General features: G+C 69.8%; 15 protein-coding genes. 7 read left to right on the plus strand and 8 right to left on the minus strand.

Annotated features, from left to right (window positions below; translation table 11 throughout):
• Positions 1 to 3: 3 nt before the first annotated feature.
• The 5 genes from AB0395_RS16945 to AB0395_RS16965 all read right to left on the minus strand — a co-directional run bounded on the left by AB0395_RS16945 (position 4) and on the right by AB0395_RS16965 (position 5,253).
• Positions 4 to 615 (minus strand): SDR family NAD(P)-dependent oxidoreductase, encoded by a 612-nt coding sequence (locus tag AB0395_RS16945; protein WP_366281574.1) that lies wholly within the window; start codon positions 613 to 615, stop codon positions 4 to 6.
• 64 nt (positions 616 to 679) lie between these two features.
• Complete coding sequence (locus AB0395_RS16950) at positions 680 to 2,341, minus strand: DUF6350 family protein (protein ID WP_366281492.1); 1,662 nt, start codon at positions 2,339 to 2,341, stop codon at positions 680 to 682.
• 298 nt (positions 2,342 to 2,639) lie between these two features.
• On the minus strand, positions 2,640 to 3,515 hold the full coding sequence (sucD, locus tag AB0395_RS16955) for a succinate--CoA ligase subunit alpha (protein ID WP_366281494.1): 876 nt from the start codon (positions 3,513 to 3,515) through the stop codon (positions 2,640 to 2,642).
• On the minus strand, positions 3,515 to 4,696 hold the full coding sequence (gene sucC, locus AB0395_RS16960; protein ID WP_366281496.1) for an ADP-forming succinate--CoA ligase subunit beta: 1,182 nt from the start codon (positions 4,694 to 4,696) through the stop codon (positions 3,515 to 3,517). The genes sucD and sucC overlap by 1 nt, the downstream gene beginning before the upstream one ends.
• Before the next feature lie 149 nt (positions 4,697 to 4,845).
• Positions 4,846 to 5,253 carry a cobalamin B12-binding domain-containing protein gene (locus AB0395_RS16965; protein WP_366281498.1) on the minus strand — a complete coding sequence of 136 codons (408 nt, stop codon included), beginning with the start codon at positions 5,251 to 5,253 and terminating at the stop codon, positions 4,846 to 4,848.
• A gap of 180 nt (positions 5,254 to 5,433) precedes the next feature.
• On the opposite strand from AB0395_RS16965, the gene AB0395_RS16970 reads away from it, so the two are divergent.
• The 4 genes from AB0395_RS16970 (at position 5,434) to AB0395_RS16985 (ending at position 9,189) form a co-directional block, all read left to right on the plus strand.
• The gene (locus AB0395_RS16970; RefSeq protein WP_366281500.1) at positions 5,434 to 5,574 is read left to right on the plus strand and encodes a hypothetical protein; all 141 of its coding nucleotides are present in this window, start codon (positions 5,434 to 5,436) and stop codon (positions 5,572 to 5,574) included.
• A 141-nt stretch (positions 5,575 to 5,715) separates the two neighbouring features.
• Complete coding sequence (locus tag AB0395_RS16975) at positions 5,716 to 6,732, plus strand: hypothetical protein (RefSeq protein ID WP_366281502.1); 1,017 nt, start codon at positions 5,716 to 5,718, stop codon at positions 6,730 to 6,732.
• Between the two features lie 436 nt (positions 6,733 to 7,168).
• Positions 7,169 to 8,107, plus strand: a complete 939-nt coding sequence (locus AB0395_RS16980; RefSeq protein ID WP_366281504.1) for a hypothetical protein — start codon at positions 7,169 to 7,171, stop codon at positions 8,105 to 8,107.
• A 170-nt stretch (positions 8,108 to 8,277) separates the two neighbouring features.
• A complete protein-coding gene (locus AB0395_RS16985; protein WP_366281506.1) occupies positions 8,278 to 9,189 on the plus strand; it encodes a hypothetical protein in 912 nt (303 codons plus the stop codon).
• Between the two features lie 70 nt (positions 9,190 to 9,259).
• Here the strand turns inward: AB0395_RS16985 and pcrA are convergent, their stop codons facing one another.
• Positions 9,260 to 11,485 (minus strand): DNA helicase PcrA, encoded by a 2,226-nt coding sequence (gene pcrA / locus AB0395_RS16990; protein ID WP_366281576.1) that lies wholly within the window; start codon positions 11,483 to 11,485, stop codon positions 9,260 to 9,262.
• A gap of 148 nt (positions 11,486 to 11,633) precedes the next feature.
• Here pcrA and AB0395_RS16995 point away from each other — a divergent pair, with 148 nt between their 5' ends.
• The 3 genes from AB0395_RS16995 to AB0395_RS17005 all read left to right on the plus strand — a co-directional run bounded on the left by AB0395_RS16995 (position 11,634) and on the right by AB0395_RS17005 (position 14,922).
• Complete coding sequence (locus AB0395_RS16995; RefSeq protein WP_366281508.1) at positions 11,634 to 12,353, plus strand: PIG-L deacetylase family protein; 720 nt, start codon at positions 11,634 to 11,636, stop codon at positions 12,351 to 12,353.
• Between the two features lie 114 nt (positions 12,354 to 12,467).
• On the plus strand, positions 12,468 to 13,982 hold the full coding sequence (locus AB0395_RS17000; protein ID WP_366281510.1) for a M1 family metallopeptidase: 1,515 nt from the start codon (positions 12,468 to 12,470) through the stop codon (positions 13,980 to 13,982).
• A 199-nt stretch (positions 13,983 to 14,181) separates the two neighbouring features.
• Positions 14,182 to 14,922 (plus strand): ABC transporter permease, encoded by a 741-nt coding sequence (locus tag AB0395_RS17005; RefSeq protein WP_366281512.1) that lies wholly within the window; start codon positions 14,182 to 14,184, stop codon positions 14,920 to 14,922.
• On the opposite strand, the gene AB0395_RS17010 is transcribed toward AB0395_RS17005, so the two are convergent.
• Positions 14,823 to 15,776 carry a CPBP family intramembrane glutamic endopeptidase gene (locus AB0395_RS17010; protein ID WP_366281514.1) on the minus strand — a complete coding sequence of 318 codons (954 nt, stop codon included), beginning with the start codon at positions 15,774 to 15,776 and terminating at the stop codon, positions 14,823 to 14,825. The two genes, AB0395_RS17005 and AB0395_RS17010, sit on opposite strands and share 100 nt — an antisense overlap.
• Positions 15,777 to 15,781: 5 nt before the next feature.
• The gene (locus AB0395_RS17015; RefSeq protein ID WP_366281516.1) at positions 15,782 to 16,045 is read right to left on the minus strand and encodes a WhiB family transcriptional regulator; all 264 of its coding nucleotides are present in this window, start codon (positions 16,043 to 16,045) and stop codon (positions 15,782 to 15,784) included.
• Between the last annotated feature and the right edge of the window lie 215 nt (positions 16,046 to 16,260).

Here is a 16,260-nt window from a genome sequence, read left to right on the forward strand (position 1 = left end):
GGCTCAGCCGAAGACGCTGAACGTCGCCTCGGCGCGGTCGCGGGTTGAGTACAGGTCCCAGATGGCGTCGGCGAGGGTGTCGGGGTCGAGGGTCATGCCCACGGCGGAGCCGTACCGCTCCGGCTGGGAGGTGACCATCCGATGGATGTCACCGCGTTCGATGACACCGCCGATGATCAGGCTTCCGGCGTAGACCCCCTGCTCGGCCAGGGCCGCGTTGAGGGTCAGGACATAGTTGCGCAGGGCCGCCGAGGAGACCGCCAGGTTGCCGAGGGCGGGCATCGGCATGACGGCGCTGAGGCCTCCGGCGAACAGCAGGCCACCCGTGCCGCGTTCGATCATGCCGGGCAGCACCTTCTGGACCACGTCGGCGGCCGGGTAGACGGTCGCGCTCATCACCCGCTCGACGTCGGCCGCACCGGCCTGGAGGATCGGCGTGGGATGGGCGTCGGGATCGATCGAGGCCGGCCCGTAGTAGACCACGTCGACGCCGCCGTACCGCTCGACGACGGTGTCCAGGACGGACAGGAGCCGGTCGCGGTCGCGCACGTCGGCCGTGAAGGCCTCGGCCTTGACTCCCGCCTCCGCGCACGCCGCCCGCCGGCGCCGATCCAGCCGGTATCACCACCCGTCGTACCGGCGCCACGAAGGACCACGAAGACGACTGAACGGTAGGGGGTCAGTCGCGGTCCCAGGCGTAGGGGTCGAGGTAGATGACGTGGCCGCCCTTGTCGTCGGACTCGTCGACGATGTCACGCCGAGGCGGGCGTGGAGGCTCGCGCTTGACGGGTTTGCTCGGGGGGACGGTGTCGGCGGGAGCGTGCTCGTCCTGCCAGTCGTCCCTGATGATCGGGATCGGCTGGGTGTCGCACTCGGTGGCGTCGAGCCAGTGGCCGGGGAGCTTGCCGAGCTCGTCGGGCTCGGCGAGGCCGACCTTGCTCGCCATCGACCCCGCCGCCTTGGCGATCTTGACGCCTGCCTTGCGGACCGGCGCGGTGGCCGTGCCGACCTTCTCGGCGGCCCTGGTCACCGCGGCGTTGTGCCCCCGGAAGATCAGCCACCAGTTGGCCAGCCCTGCGGAGATCCCCGCTGCGACACCGACCTCCAGCGTCACCGAGAGCATCACCTCCCAGGCCGCGGGGCCGACCGCGGTGAGCCGCGCGCCGCCGAGCGAGCCTCCGGACAGCGCCGCCAGCGCCCCGGTCGCCGCGCCGGTGGCCAGCCCGCAGACGAACCCCCACAGCGGCGCGCCCTCGTAGGTCGGCGAGGGTGCGATCCGAACGCCCAGGACACCGGCGACCGCCCCCGCCGCGAACGGAACCGCGACGACCACCATCACCCACGCCGGGGTCGGCCCCGCCTCCGGCAGGGCCCCCAGGATCGGCAGGCTGGGCACGACGCCGAGCTGGACCCCTGTCGGCGCGACCAGCGTGCCGGTGCCGACGGCGAAACCGGGCCCGGCGATGTAGGCCGTTCCCCACACGACCGCGTTGGGCAGGTAGAGCGCCTGGATCAGCAGGAGCAACAGGCCCCCGACGAAGCCGGGTGCCAGGATCTCGGACAGCGCCCTGACCTGAGCGAAGTTCGCCACGACCGCGCCGAGCACCAGGACCGTGCCCGCGACGAGCATGATGCCCAGCGCCGCGGCCGAGCTCACCAGGACCGCGCGCAGCCGCTCCGGCAGCAGCCTCAGCATCGACCGCCACGGCCCGATCGTCCTGGCGGTGGCCAGCGAGCCCGCGATGAAGGCGAGCGCCAGATGGCTGAGCAGCGCGTCACCGAGGAAGGGCTGGGTGACCTCGTTGTCGGTGACCAGCGCGATCAGCCCGGCCAGCAGCGCGTACGGCGCCGCCAGCGAGATGCCCGCCTGGGCGACCAGCACCAGCTGGGCCCTGCGGCGGGCGTTTGCCTCGTCCTTCGGGCTGTTCTTCGGCAGCCTCGCGGGCAGCCTGAGCCGCAGGTCGGCGTCCCGCGCCATCCAGACTCCCGCGCGGTACAGCAGGAAGGCGGGAAGCACCGTCAGCCCCAGCGGGAGCAGTCCGACCACCCCGCCTGAGATCGCGAACCCCGCGTGGTGCGCCACCAGCCAGAGCTGCGCCGCGGTGCGGAACACCCCGGGCAGGCCCGCGCCGAACGCGCCCCTCGGGGAGGCGATCCAGCCGACCAGGGTGAAGGTGGTGAGCACCGCGAGACCCACGCCGAGCGTCCACGCCGCGGCGAGCATCCCGGAGACGGGAAGCGGCCTGCGGACGTCGTCGTCGTCACCCGTGACGCCGGGCAGGGGGATACGGCTGAGGACGTTACGGGGAGCCGCCCGGAGCTGATCGAGAATGGCCGTCACAATAGTCGATGGTCTCAGGATCTTCCACGTGGAAGAGACTCCTTCGCCCCGCGTGTCGCGCGTCGTGCGGTCTGGCGTGTGCCGTACGGGCCCGGTGCGGGCCACCACGCGTGCCGTACGGCCCGGCACGGAGCAGGACGGAACCGGCGAACGGGAGCGGCGGGAGCGGGAGCGGGAGCGGGAGGAGCGGGGAAACCGGACCGGGGAAACAGAAAAGGCGCCCGTGGGAAGACGGGCGCCTTCGTCTGTGAGCGGAGAGGGCCGGTAAGCCGTCGATCTCCGCCTTTGAGCGGAGAGACTAGCGGGCCTGCATGACCTCGCGCATCAGGCGGGCGGTCTCGCTCGGGGTCTTGCCGACGCGGACGCCGACCTTCTCCAGGGCTTCCTTCTTCGCCTGGGCGGTGCCGGCCGAGCCGGACACGATCGCACCCGCGTGGCCCATGGTCTTGCCCTCGGGGGCGGTGAAACCCGCGACGTAGGCGACGACCGGCTTGGTCACGTGCTGCTCGATGTAGGCGGCGGCGCGCTCCTCGGCGTCTCCGCCGATCTCGCCGATCATCACGATCGCGTCGGTCGCCGGGTCGTCCTGGAAGGCCTGGAGGGCGTCGATGTGCGTGGTGCCGATGACCGGGTCGCCACCGATGCCGACGGCGGTCGAGAAACCGAAGTCGCGCAGCTCGTACATGAGCTGGTAGGTCAGCGTCCCGGACTTCGACACCAGGCCGATGCGGCCCGCGGTGGTGATGTCGGCGGGGATGATGCCGGCGTTCGAGGCGCCGGGGGAGGCGATGCCGGGGCAGTTGGGCCCGATGATGCGGGTCTTGTTGCCCTTGGCGACGGCGTAGGCCCAGAACTCGGTGGTGTCGTGGATCGGGACGCCCTCGGTGATCACCACGCAGAGCGGGATCTCGGCGTCGATGGCCTCCTTGACCGCGTCCTTGGTGAACGCCGGGGGCACGAACACGACCGAGACGTCGGCGCCGGTCTGCTCGATGGCCTCCTTGACGGTGCCGAAGACGGGCAGGCCCTCGTGGACGGTGCCGGCCTTGCGGGCGTTGACGCCGCCGACGACGCGGGCGCCGGAGGCGAGCATGCGGCGGGTGTGCTTGGTGCCCTCCCCGCCGGTCATGCCCTGAACAATGATCTTGCTGTTCTCGGTCAGCCAGATAGCCATTACGCACCTACCGCAGCGAGCTCGGCGGCACGCTTGGCCGCATCGTCCATCGTGTCGACCAGCTCGACGCCGTTGAGCTTGGCGTCGGCGAGAATCTGCCGTCCGAGTTCGGCGTTGTTGCCGTCGAGACGGACGACCAGGGGGCGGCTGACAGCCTCGCCGCGGCCCTCCAGCAGCTGGAAGGCGGAGACGATGCCGTTGGCGACCGCGTCGCAGGCGGTGATCCCGCCGAAGACGTTGACGAAGATCGACTTCACGGCGGGGTCGGAGATGATGATCTCGAGACCGGCCGCCATGACCTCGGCCGAGGCGCCGCCGCCGATGTCGAGGAAGTTGGCGGGCTTGGGCTGGCCGGGGAAGGCCTCGCCCGCGTAGGCGACGACGTCGAGGGTCGACATGACCAGGCCCGCGCCGTTGCCGATGATGCCGACGCTGCCGTCGAGCTTGACGTAGTTGAGATCCTTCGCCTTGGCGGCGGCCTCGAGCGGGTCCTCCGCTGCCTTGTCCTCCAGGGCCGCGTGCTCGGCCTGGCGGAAGGAGGCGTTGTCGTCGAGGGTGACCTTGCCGTCGAGGGCCTTCACCTGGCCGTCGGCGGACAGGATCATCGGGTTGACCTCGACCAGGGAGGCGTCCTCGTCGACGAAGGCGGCCCACAGCTTCTCGATGAGCTCAGCGGCGCCGTCGAGCGCGACCTCCGGCAGACCACCGGCGACGGCGATCTCACGGGCCTTGGCGCGGTCCACTCCGTCCAGCGGGGAGACCGGGACCTTGGCGACCTTCTCCGGGGCGGTGTGCGCGACCTCTTCGATGTCCATTCCACCGGCGGCGGAGCAGATGGCGAGGAACGTGCGGTTCGCGCGGTCGAGCAGGAAGGAGAAGTAGTACTCCTCCGCGATCGCGCTCGCCTCCTCGATCAGGACCTTGTGGACCGTGTGGCCCTTGATGTCCATGCCGAGGATCTGGGTGGCCTTCTGCTCGGCGTCGGCGGCGTCGTCGGCGACCTTCACGCCGCCCGCCTTGCCGCGACCACCGGTCTTGACCTGTGCCTTGACGACGACACGACCGGTCAGCTCCTCGGCTGCCGCGCGTGCCTCCTCCACGGTGTGCGCGACGATACCGCGCGGCACCGGGATGCCGTACTCCGCGAAGAGCTCCTTCGCCTGATGTTCGAACAGGTCCACGAGGGTCCGTCCTTGCTTGTGCGGCTGGTGTACAGATGTGGGCGGGCCGGCTCCACGATCTCAGGGGGAGCCTGACGTATTTGCGCCAATGAAGCCTAGCCTCCTGAGCGGCATGGCCAGGTCACTGGGTCCTTATAGGCGGGACGGAATCATACGCGGGACGGGATCGCGCTCCGCACCCACTCGACGATCTCCTGGGTCGTCGCCCCCGGGGTGAAGACCCGGGCCACGCCCATGCGCTCCAGCTCGGGCATGTCCGCCTCGGGGATGATCCCGCCGCCGAACACCACGATGTCACTCGCGTCGTGTTCCGCCAGCAGCTCGATCACCTTGGCGAAGAGCGTCATGTGCGCTCCCGAGAGGACGGACAGACCGACCGCCGCCGCGTCCTCCTGGATCGCGGTACGGACGATCTGCTCTGGTGTCTGGTGCAGGCCGGTGTAGACGACCTCCATCCCGGCGTCCCGCAGCGCACGCGCCACGATCTTCACACCCCGGTCGTGCCCGTCCAGCCCGGGCTTGGCGATGACGACGCGAATCCTCGACTCGGCTTCCATGCAGACCTCCTTGTCCGCGCTCCACTCGCAACGGAAGAGCTGTCCGCAGCGTAACCGGCCGTGCTTCCAGCGAACTCCACGGGCCACCGCAAAACACACGACAACCATGATCCATATCTGGAAGGATGCCTTCCTCTCCCCCACAAAGCTCACGTAAAGGACAGTCACCCCCATGAGGCGATGGATCGCCCTGGTGGCCGCGAGACCGCTCCCCCCACCCTGGTCACCGTCCCCGCCGCCGCGCAGGCCGTCCCACCGGCCCACCGGCGGAGGCGCTCCGCCTCCCACCTCGATCTCGGCATCGAGCCACAGACCCCCTGAACCTCCCACCGAGTGCTCGTGGAACGACCGGCCTCCGTGACGCCCTGCCCTCCTCAGGGCGGGGCTGCGGACGGCTCCAGGCCCGGGCAGCGGATCACGCTCTTTCTCTTCCCCCAGAATTCACCCAAAGGACGACTCCCCATGAGGCGATCGATCGCCATGGTGACGGCGGCGCTGCTCGCGTCCGCGCTGGCCGTCGCGGCCCCCGCGACCGCGCAGGCCGCCGCCCCCGCCGACCCGGTGAAGGCACTCCAGCGGCAGCTACGCCCCGGACACGGCATTCAGATCACCGAGACGAACCGTTCCCACTGGAAACACGGCAGTGTGACCGTACGCCGCAGCGACATCCTGCAGTTCGACCGTTCGGGCATCGCCGCCGTGGACGTCGTGCGACGCGCCACGTCGTCGCCTCCCCTCGGCAAGAAGAACCCCGTCAACGTGCAGCGCACGATCACCGTCGGCGGGAGGAACTACCATTACGACCCCTCCATGAACGCCAGGCTTCCCAAAGGCAAGACATGGGTGCGTGACAGTCGGGAGAACGGGAAATGGAGTGCCGTCTTCGGTGACCAGGTCCTCAACGTGCTCGAGCCGGCCACGCTGGGGTTCATGCTGCGCACCTCGGCCCGCCGCCTGCCGGACCGGGGCGGCGTCCAGTACCGGGGCACGATCACCTGGGCGCAGCTGTTCAAGGTCTCCCGCTCCTTCCACGAGCAGTGGTCCTTCATACCGCTCGGCAAGGCTGGCCGATCAAAGATCAAGTGGCGGCTCTGGCTCGACGCCACGGGACTGCCCGCCCGCCTGGTGACCGAGGACACGTTCGGCGGTCTCGTCGACAACGCGGTGAACGACATCCGCTACACCGGCTGGGGATCCCGGGTCGTCGTCACCGCCCCACCCGCCGACCGGGTCATCGACGAACTCGACGTCGACTACACCCCCGAGCCGCCGACCCCGCTGAACGTCCTCATCGAGGGCGCGGGGACGACCGGCTCCGCCGATGCCCGCCTCTCTCCCCGGCCGGATGCCGGGCGTGAAGAGGTGTCACCCGAAGCGGACGGCGGACGTGAGGAAACGCCCCAGAGCGAGAACGACGGAGACGGCTCTTCTTCTCGCCCGACGTCCACCGAATGGTCCGGCGCCGACAGGCGGCAGTAAGGTCCGCGAAACGCGGAACGAATTCCGGCCGCATTCGGTTCCCGGTCGCCGAAAACCGGATGCCCGACGGATTTCCCCGGAGAAAACCCCTTATATCTTCTCCGACATATTCCCTGCCCGCCTTTCGGCCTCTCGGCCGCCGCCCCCCAACCCGCATGCCGTACGGCCCCGCACAGCACCCCAGCCCGCATGCCGTACGGCCCCGCACAGACGCCCCCGATCGACCGGCGCCCGCGGACCGGTCCGGCGGTCCCGAACCGTGGACCGCGAATTTCCGCCACCTTCACGGAAGGTGACGGAGAAGACACTGCACAAAAAATCCACAACTAATTCAGAATAGACACGCGGATACGATATTTCAGCGTGATCTCATCTGATAAGAATATCCAGATCCCTCCCACACGGGGCGGAGGGTATGTTCAGGAGGAATCCCCCTTTGAAGCGATACATCGCCGGTCTGGCATGCGCGGCCACGGCCGCACTGAGCGTCCCCGCGCTCGCGTCGACCGCGCACGCCCAGGCCGCCGACCCGGTCACCGCGCTGAAGAGCAAACTCGGCAGCGGGCAGGGAGTGACCTTCGTCGACAAGACGAAGATCTACACGGCCGGGAAGAGCGCGGTCATCGTCGACCGTACTGGCACCCTGCAGTTCGGCCCTTCGGGAATCGTCGCGTCCGACCAGACCGGAAAGCTGCGGCTCAGCGAGAAAGATCTCAAGGAGCTGAACGACGCCCTGGCGGAGGCCGACCAGGAGGACCAGGACGACGCCGCCTTCATCAGAGCGTTCGCCGGCCTGGCCAAGCCCGAGCGGGTCGTCCGTATCGGAAGGACGTCCTACATCTCGGGCGGCTTCTTCGGTGAGTTCCTGCCCGCGGGCAAGACCTGGCTCCGGTTTCCCGGTGACTCACTCGGCATCATGGGTTCGATGACCCAGTCGGTCAACGCCGCCGAGCCGGAGACGCTCAAGGCGCTGCTCGCGCACGCCACGACCAAGCGCACCGGGTTCTACTCCGGAAAGATCACCTATGGCGAGCTGTTCAAGGTCTCGCCGTGGTTGCGCGCCTCGCTGAGCGGCGAGCGACCCGGTGCGCTGAGCAAGACCGCCGTGAACTGGAAGCTGTACGTCGGCGCCGACCAGCTTCCCCAGCGTCTGACGACCACCTATGTCGCGTACCCGGACAAGACGGTGACGACCTACGACACCACCTACAGCGGCTGGGGCTCCAAGGTATCGATCAAGGCGCCCGCGCCCGAGACCGTGGCCAAGCCCCAGGAACTGCAGCTGACCAAGCCCGAGGCCCAGATCCCGATCATCCGCAGTGGGGTGGACGCTCTGGCCAACCGGTCGACGCCGGCCACGTCCCGCGGGCGGTAACCAGCGCCTCGCGATCCGGATCACCGCATCCCGCGCCCGGCAGGCATCGCCTGCCGGGCGCGTCCCGTTAATCAACTTTGATCACGCTTGTCGTGGATGTGGGCGAGAATCTCCTCACCTCTGCACCGACCCCCTGCGACGACGCGGGGACACCCACGGGAGGACCCTCGATGAGGCGAACGATCGCCGCCATGACCGGCGCCGCCGTCACGGCACTGACAATCCCCGCGCTCATGGCCGCCGCGCCCGCAAGCGCCCAGAGCGCACAGTCGGCCACCCACACGGCGCGGACCGACCCCGTGTCGGCGCTGAGGCGGCAGTTCAGGGCCGGTCACGGGGTGAGGCTCACCGAGCAGGCGAAGCTCATCGGCGAGGGCAAGCACCAGCGCACGGTCTACGCCCGTAACAGGGGCGTGCTGGAGTTCGGCGCGGCCGGAGTCGCGGCGTCGGATCTGACCAGCTCGTTCGAGCTGCCCGTCGAGGACAGGAAGGCGGCGGAGATGTTCGCCCCCTCCCGGACGATCACGGTGAAGGGCACCTCGTACACCCAGGGCGGGATCTTCAAGGACTCCCTCCCCGAGGGGAAGAAGTGGCTGCGCGGCCGTGACGACACGCTCGCCCTGATCAACCCCTCGCAGAAGCTGCTCAACCCCCTGGAACCCGCGACGCTGAAGGCGGCACTGGCCCACACCACCGCCCGCCGTCCCGGCGGAACATGGGACGGCACCCGGACCGTCGTCCACTCGGGCTCTCTCACCCTGGGCGAGCTGTACCGGATCTCCCCCACGGTCCGCGCGGTGCTCGGCGCGAAGCCCTCGGCCAAGTCCGCCCCGCTCAAGGTGACCTGGCAGCTCTACATCGGCTCCGACCAGCTCGTCCGGCGGGTCGTCTCCTCCTACACCCAGTCCATCCGTGGCCTGAGCAGCGTCGACATCACCTATCTCAACGACAGCCGCTACACCGGCTGGGGCACGCGGTCCGCCATCAAGGCACCGCCCGCCTCCGAGGTCGCCGACTTCGACGAGCTGAAGATCGGTGACACGACGTCCGGGGACGCCTACGTCCAGCTCTTCAACGGCTGATCCGCTCCAGCATCCTCCCGTACGGCCCGGCGAGCCTCACCCGCCGGGCCGTACGGGCTTCTCCCAACCGTCAGAGCTTCTCTATCGGCGCGTAGGTGAGCAGCAGGGTCTTCTCACCGCCGCTACCGAAGTCGATCTTCACCTTGGTCTTCTCCGCGACTCCGTCGACCGAGACGACCGTGCCCAGGCCGAACTGGTCGTGGGTGACCCGGTCGCCGGGGGTCAGGTTCGGGATCTGCCGCCCGCCCGGCTTCTTCGCCGGAGCGGACCGTGACTCGCGACGGGCGGTCGCGGCGTTCCAGGGGCTCTTGGCGGGGTCTCCGCGCCAGTCGACCAGCTCGATCGGGATCTCGGAGACGAACCGGGAGGCCGGGTTGAACGCGGGCGCCCCCCAGGAGCTGCGGACGGCCGCCCTGGAGATGTAGAGGCGCTGCTCGGCCCTGGTGATGCCGACGTAGGCCAGACGGCGCTCCTCCTCCAGCTCCTTGGGCTCCCCCAGCGAGCGCATGTGCGGGAAGACGCCGTCCTCCATGCCGGTGAGGAAGACCACGGGGAACTCCAGTCCCTTGGCCGTGTGCAGCGTCATCAGCGTGACCACGCCCTGACCGCCGTCGTCCGCCGGGATCTGGTCGGCGTCGGCGACCAGCGAGACCTGCTCGAGGAACTCCACGAGCACACCCTCGGGGTTGGCCTCCTCGAACTCGGAGGCCACCGAGATCATCTCGTCGAGGTTCTCCAGGCGGCTCTCGTCCTGCGGGTCGCCGGAGGCGGCCAGCTCCGCGCGGTAGCCGGTGCTCTCCAGCACCTCCTGGGCCAGCTCGGACGGCGGCATGCTCTCGGCCTTGACGATCAGGTCGTCCAGCAGCGCGACGAACTCCTTGATCGCGTTGAGCGACCGGGTGGCCATGCCCGGCGCCTCGTCGGCCCTGCGGAGCCCCTCCCAGAACGAGACGCGCTCGCGGGACGCGAACGCCTCGACCATGGCCTCTGCCCGGTCGCCGATGCCGCGCTTGGGCACGTTGAGGATGCGGCGCAGCGAGACCACGTCGTTCGGGTTGGACAGCACCCTGAGGTAGGCCAGCAGGTCGCGGACCTCCTTGCGCTCGTAGAAGCGCACCCCGCCGACCACCTTGTACGGCAGGCCGGTCCTGATGAAGATCTCCTCGAAGACCCGGGAGGCCGCGTTGGTCCGGTAGAACACGGCCACCTGACCGGGCACGACCCCCTCGTCGTCGGCGAGTTTGTCGACCTCCTGGGCGACGAACATGGCCTCGTCGTGCTCGTTGTCCGCGACATAGCCGACGATCTTCGGGCCGGCCCCCTGGTCCGACCAGAGGTTCTTCGGCTTGCGGCTCTCGTTGCGCGAGATCACCGCGTTGGCCGCGCTCAGGATCGTCTGGGTCGAGCGGTAGTTCTGCTCCAGCAGGATCGTCCTGGCATCGGGGTAGTCGCGCTCGAACTCCAGGATGTTGCGGATCGTCGCGCCGCGGAAGGCGTAGATCGACTGGTCCGCGTCGCCGACCACGCACAGCTCAGCCGGGGCGACGGTGCCCTCCCTGACCAGCTCGCCGTCCGCGGTGCGCAGCTCGGGGGAGCCGACCAGCTCGCGGATCAGGGTGTACTGGGCGTGGTTGGTGTCCTGGTACTCGTCGACCATGACGTGCCGCCAGCGGCGCCGGTAGTGCTCGGCCACGTCGGGGAAGATCTGCAGCAGCGTGACCGTCAGCATGATGAGGTCGTCGAAGTCCATCGCCCCGGCCTCGGTCAGCCTCCGCTGGTAGTTGCGGTACGCCTCGGCGAGGGTGCGCTCCAGGTGCGTCGCGGCCTGGTCGGCCGCCGTCTCGTAGTCGATCAGCTCGTTCTTGAAGTTGCTGACCTGTGCGGAGAAGGAGCGCGGCGGGTAGCGCTTGGGGTCGAGGTCCATCTCTCTGCAGACCATGGCCATCAGCCGCTGGGAGTCGGCCTGGTCGTAGATGGAGAAGCTGGTGGGGAAGCCGAGGCGCTTGGCCTCCCGGCGCAGAATTCGCACGCACGCGCTGTGGAAGGTCATCACCCACATCGCGGCGGAGCGTGGGCCGATGAGGGCGTCGACCCGGTCCTTCATCTCCCTGGCCGCCTTGTTGGTGAAGGTGATCGCCAGGATCTCCTGCGGCTGGACGCCCCGCTCTCCCAGGAGGTAGGCGATGCGGTGGGTCAGCACCCGTGTCTTGCCGGAACCCGCGCCCGCGACGATGAGCAGCGGGCTGCCGTGGTGCACGACGGCCTCGCGCTGCTGGGGGTTGAGCCCGTCGAGCAACGGGTGGGTCAGGGAAGCGGCTGGGATCGACACGTCCCTAGGGTAAGGCGGTCCACCGACAGCCGGATCCAGCGGCGCAAAGGAATGTCGGCGAACCTGCCGGTGGTTGTGAGAATTCGTCGACATGTAAAAAGCGAAGGGGCCTCGCATGCTTTCCGACAACGAGATCAACCGGGTGCTCGTGGTGACCGCACACCCGGATGACGTCGACTTCGCCGCGGCGGGCTCGATCGCGCGGTTCACCGACAGGGGCGTTGAGGTGACGTACTGCGTCGTCACCGACGGCGACGCGGGAGGCTTCGACCGCGCGCTGGACAACGGCGGCATGGCCGAGCTCCGCCGTTCCGAGCAGGTCGGCGCCGCCAAGGCCGTCGGGGTGACCGACGTGCGTTTCCTCGGCTACCCCGACGGGACCGTGGTGCAGAGCCTGGACCTGCGGCGCGACATCACCCGGGTCATCCGCCAGGTCAGGCCGGACCTCGTGATCACCCACACCCCCGAGCGCAACTACAGGTTCGTCGCCCCCAGCCATCCCGACCACCGCGCCGTCGGCGGCGCCACGCTTGACGCCGTCTACCCGGACGCGCGCAACCCCTACACCTTCCCCTCCCTCCTGCAGGAGGAGGGCCTTGAGGCGTGGACGGTCAGGGAGGTCTGGCTCAACGGCGGCCAGACCCCCAACCACTACATCGACATCACCGACACCTTCGACCGCAAGCTCAGCGCGCTGCGCGCCCACGCCAGCCAGGTGAGCCACCTGGAGGACGCCGAGGGCTTCGTGCGGGGCCGTTTCTCCCAGGTCGCCACCGAGGGGGGCCTCGGCGAGGGCCGTTACGCGGAGGCCTTCCAGCGTGTTCCGACCGCCTGACCAGCGTGTCCTGACCTACTGAGATAAAGATCGCGCGCGTCTCTTGTAAGCTTTACCGGCATTACCTATTATTCAGGTAGGTAATGCATGCTTAATCCTCGGATGGAGACAAACGTGCGCAAGAGAGTGCTCGCCACCGCAGTCGTCGCCCTCACCGGCATGCTCACGACCCTGCCCGCCACCCTGCCCGCCAATGCCGTGGCCGCAGGCCAGGGCGCCCCTGGCGTCGGTGACCCGTACTACCCCGACTACGGCAACGGCGGTTACGACGTCGCCCACTACGACTTGAGGCTGAAGTACCAGCCCGCCGACGACCACCTGGAGGGCACGGCGACCATCACGGCCACCGCGACCCAGGACCTGACCCGGTTCAACCTCGACTTCGCGTTGACTGTCGGTGAGGTCCTCGTCAACAGCCGTAAGGCCACCTTCGCACGCACCGGCGCCCACGAGTTGGAGATCACCCCCTCGCAGCCCCTGCGCAGGAACCAGCCGGTCACCATCGTGGTCAGGTACTCGGGCACGCCGTCCCAGGTGACGGTCAACGGGTACAACCCCTGGCTGCGCACCCCCGACGGCGGCGTGGCCGCGGGCGAGCCCGAAGCCGCCTGGTGGTGGTTCCCGAGCAACGACCACCCATCCGACAAGGCGACGTACGACGTCTCCGTCCTGGTCCCCGACGGCACCCAGGTCGTCAGCAACGGCACCCTGCAGTCGACCCTCTCCCGCCTGGGCTGGACCCGTTACAACTGGCGCTCCGCCAAGCCCCAGGCGACCTATCTGGCCACCCTCGCGGTCGGCAAGTTCGAGATCGTCACGGACACCACCGAGAGCGGGCTGCCGGTCTTCAACGCCTACAGCAGGGACCTCGGCGCCGACGAGGGCGCGGCCAAGGCGAGCGTCGGGCGCACCGCGGAGATCGTCGACTGGGAGAACGGGGTCTTCGGCCCCTACCCGTTCGAGGCGATCGGCGGCTACGTCCCCAACGTGCCCACCGGCTACGCCCTGGAGACCCAGACCCGGCCCTTCTACAGCCCGCGCCACTTCCGCAACGGGGCCAACCCCTACGTCGTGGTGCACGAGCAGGCGCACCAGTGGTTCGGCGACGACGTTTCGGTCAAGACCTGGCGCGACATCTGGCTCAACGAGGGCTTCGCGCGCTACGCCGAGTGGCTCTGGTCGGAGAAGGAGGGCGAGGGCACGGCCGCGGAGCTGGCCGCCTACACCTACTCCCTGTACCCGTCCGGCGACCCCTTCTGGCAGGTCAAGCCCGGTGACCCCGGAGCGGAGAACCAGTTCCACGGAGCGGTGTACAACCGTGGCGCGGTCGCCCTGCAGGCCCTGCGCGCCGAGGTCGGTGACCAGGCCTTCTTCACGATCCTGAAGGGCTGGCCCACCGTCTACAAGTACGGCAACGCCCGGATCGAGGACTTCATCTCCTACGCGGAGCGCGTCTCCGGCAAGCAGCTCGGCGCGCTCTTCCAGACCTGGCTGTTCACCCCGAGCAAGCCCGCGTCCGCCCCGCAGGCCTCGAACGCGAGAAGCGCCGCCCCGACCGGCGCGATCCAGGAGCCCAAGTCCTGGAAGAAGATCCAGCGCGAGGGCCTGTCCGACCACGCACCTCGCTAACCACCCTCACGGGCCCGGCGAGATCGGCGCCCCATAGTCCCCGTGCCCGGTCGGGCACGGGGACCTCCGTATTTCCCGGCGGTCGCCGCGGCCCATGGACGAACGGCTTTCGAGTACGGCGAGCCGCCCACACGCCCCCTTGTCCAGCCGGAAGGCCCGCCCGCACGGAAAGTCCTGACCGCGGGGAAAGCTTGATGCCATGAGCACCATCGCCCTTTCCCCTCTCACCGCCGCGATCGTGGCTCTCCTGGCCGTGGCGGGCGCGGCCGTCGCCCGGCTGGGCCACCTCGGACACGGGCGTGCCGTACTCGTCGCGTGCCTGCGCGCCGCCGTCCAACTCGGCGCGGTCGCGCTGATCATCGTGTGGGCCGTCGAGCGGCCGTTGGCGGTCACCGCCTTCATCGCGGTCATGTACGGCGTGGCGAGCCTGACGGCGGGACGAAGGATCACCTCGGGCCCCGCGGTCAGGTGGGCGGCCGTCCCCATCGCCGCCGGAACCCTTCCGGTGCTCGCCCTGCTCGTCGGCACGGGAACCGTGCCGCTCAGGGGCATCACGCTGATCCCCGTCGCGGGCATCCTGCTCGGCGGGTGCCTGACGGCCACGGCGCTCGCGGGGCGGCGGGCGGTCGAGGAGCTGACCCAGCGGCACGGCGAGGTCGAGGCGGCGCTCGCCCTGGGCCTCTCTGAGCGGGACGCGGCCCTGGAGATCTGCCGTCCGGCCGCGGCCCAGGCGCTGGTGCCTCCGCTGGACCAGACCTCGACCGTGGGGCTGGTCACGCTCCCGGGAGCCTTCGTGGGGATGCTGCTGGGCGGGGCGAGCCCCGTCCAGGCCGGGGTGGTTCAGCTCGTCGTGCTGGTCGCGCTGCTGGCGGCTGAGGCGGTGGCCGTGCTCGTCACGATCGAACTGGCGGCACGGGGCCGATTCCCGCTGCCACGATGAGACGGCTCCCCGCCCGCGTGATCGGGGCCCGCCGGGGCGAGGCGCGCGAACAGGTAGCCCAGGGAGTTGGTGGCGAAGTGGAACAGTGACGGCGCGGCCAGGCCTCCCCTGCGTCTCAGCTCGCAGAAGAACACCCCGGCGACCGCCGTCGCGGCCACGGAACCGGCCACGACCCGCGACACCTCACGCGCCGACGGCCCGCCCCGCCGCCCCGGCACGGGGCCCTCCCCCGTGGGGCCGCCCTCCCCGGCCTCCCCCGATGCCAGGCGGCTCAGCGCCGGGTTCGCGGCCATCATGTCGATCGCGGGCAGCACGTGCCAGAGGCCGAACAGGGCCGAGGAGACGGCGGTGGCCGTGACGGGCCCGTGAGAGCGTGCGACAAGGGCGTGGAGCACCCCGCGAAAGCCGACCTCCTCCAGCAGGACCGTGCCGACGGGGACCTGGAGCAGTGCCTCCTCGATCGCGCGGGCACGGGACAGTGACAGCGCCCGCTCGTCGCGGAAGAAGCGCCGGGTGGCCGGGATGGCGATCCCCGCGGCGTAGACCCCGGCGACCGCCGAGGCGAGGACGCCACCGATCAGCAGGCCGCGGGACCGCTCGTGGAACCCGACCTCGGACCACGAGACCCCGGAACGGCGGGCCATGGCGAGCAGGGCTGCCACGGTGACAGCCGAGGTCAGCGGGGCCAGCCTCGGCGCGACCCGGTTGTTGAGCACGTTGGCCGCGGCCAGCGTGGCGACCGCTCCCGCGAGCGTGGCCCACCGCTCCGGTGTCACCGCCTCGCGTTCGCCCCCTGCCCCCCGCACGACTCCGAGCGCCACACGGCCGGAGCACGCCCTCCGCGTCGCCCTCACCGCCGTCACCCGGCCGCGGGCTGTCGCCATCCGGAGGGGAAACGCAGGCTGCGCCTCTCCTGGACGGTGAGGCCGCCCCAGATCCCCTCCGGCTCGGCCACCCGCAGGGCGTACGCCCTGCACTCGGCCAGCACCGGGCATCCGGAGCAGACCGCCTTCGCCCGCGCCTCCTGCTCCGCCGACTGCGCCAGCGGGAAGAACAGTTCGGGATCGCTCGCCCGGCAGGCCCCCCGTACGACCCAGCCGATCTCGCGGACCATCCTCCGCATGACGTCACCCCCTGGTGGATCACCGGCCCTCAGACTAGGCGGATCACCGGGCCCCGGCATCAACCTCTCGGCGGATTTCCCGGTAGGCGCGTCGGCGTACCCGGCGAGATGGGTCTCCAGCGGAACGAAACGTCCCGGCGAGGTGGGTTTCCGGCGGAACGACACATCCCGCCGGAACAGCTCGCCTCGGACGTTCCCCAGAGGACATGCCTCAG

Source organism: Streptosporangium sp. NPDC051023 (assembly GCF_040689595.1).
GTDB lineage: Bacteria > Actinomycetota > Actinomycetes > Streptosporangiales > Streptosporangiaceae > Streptosporangium.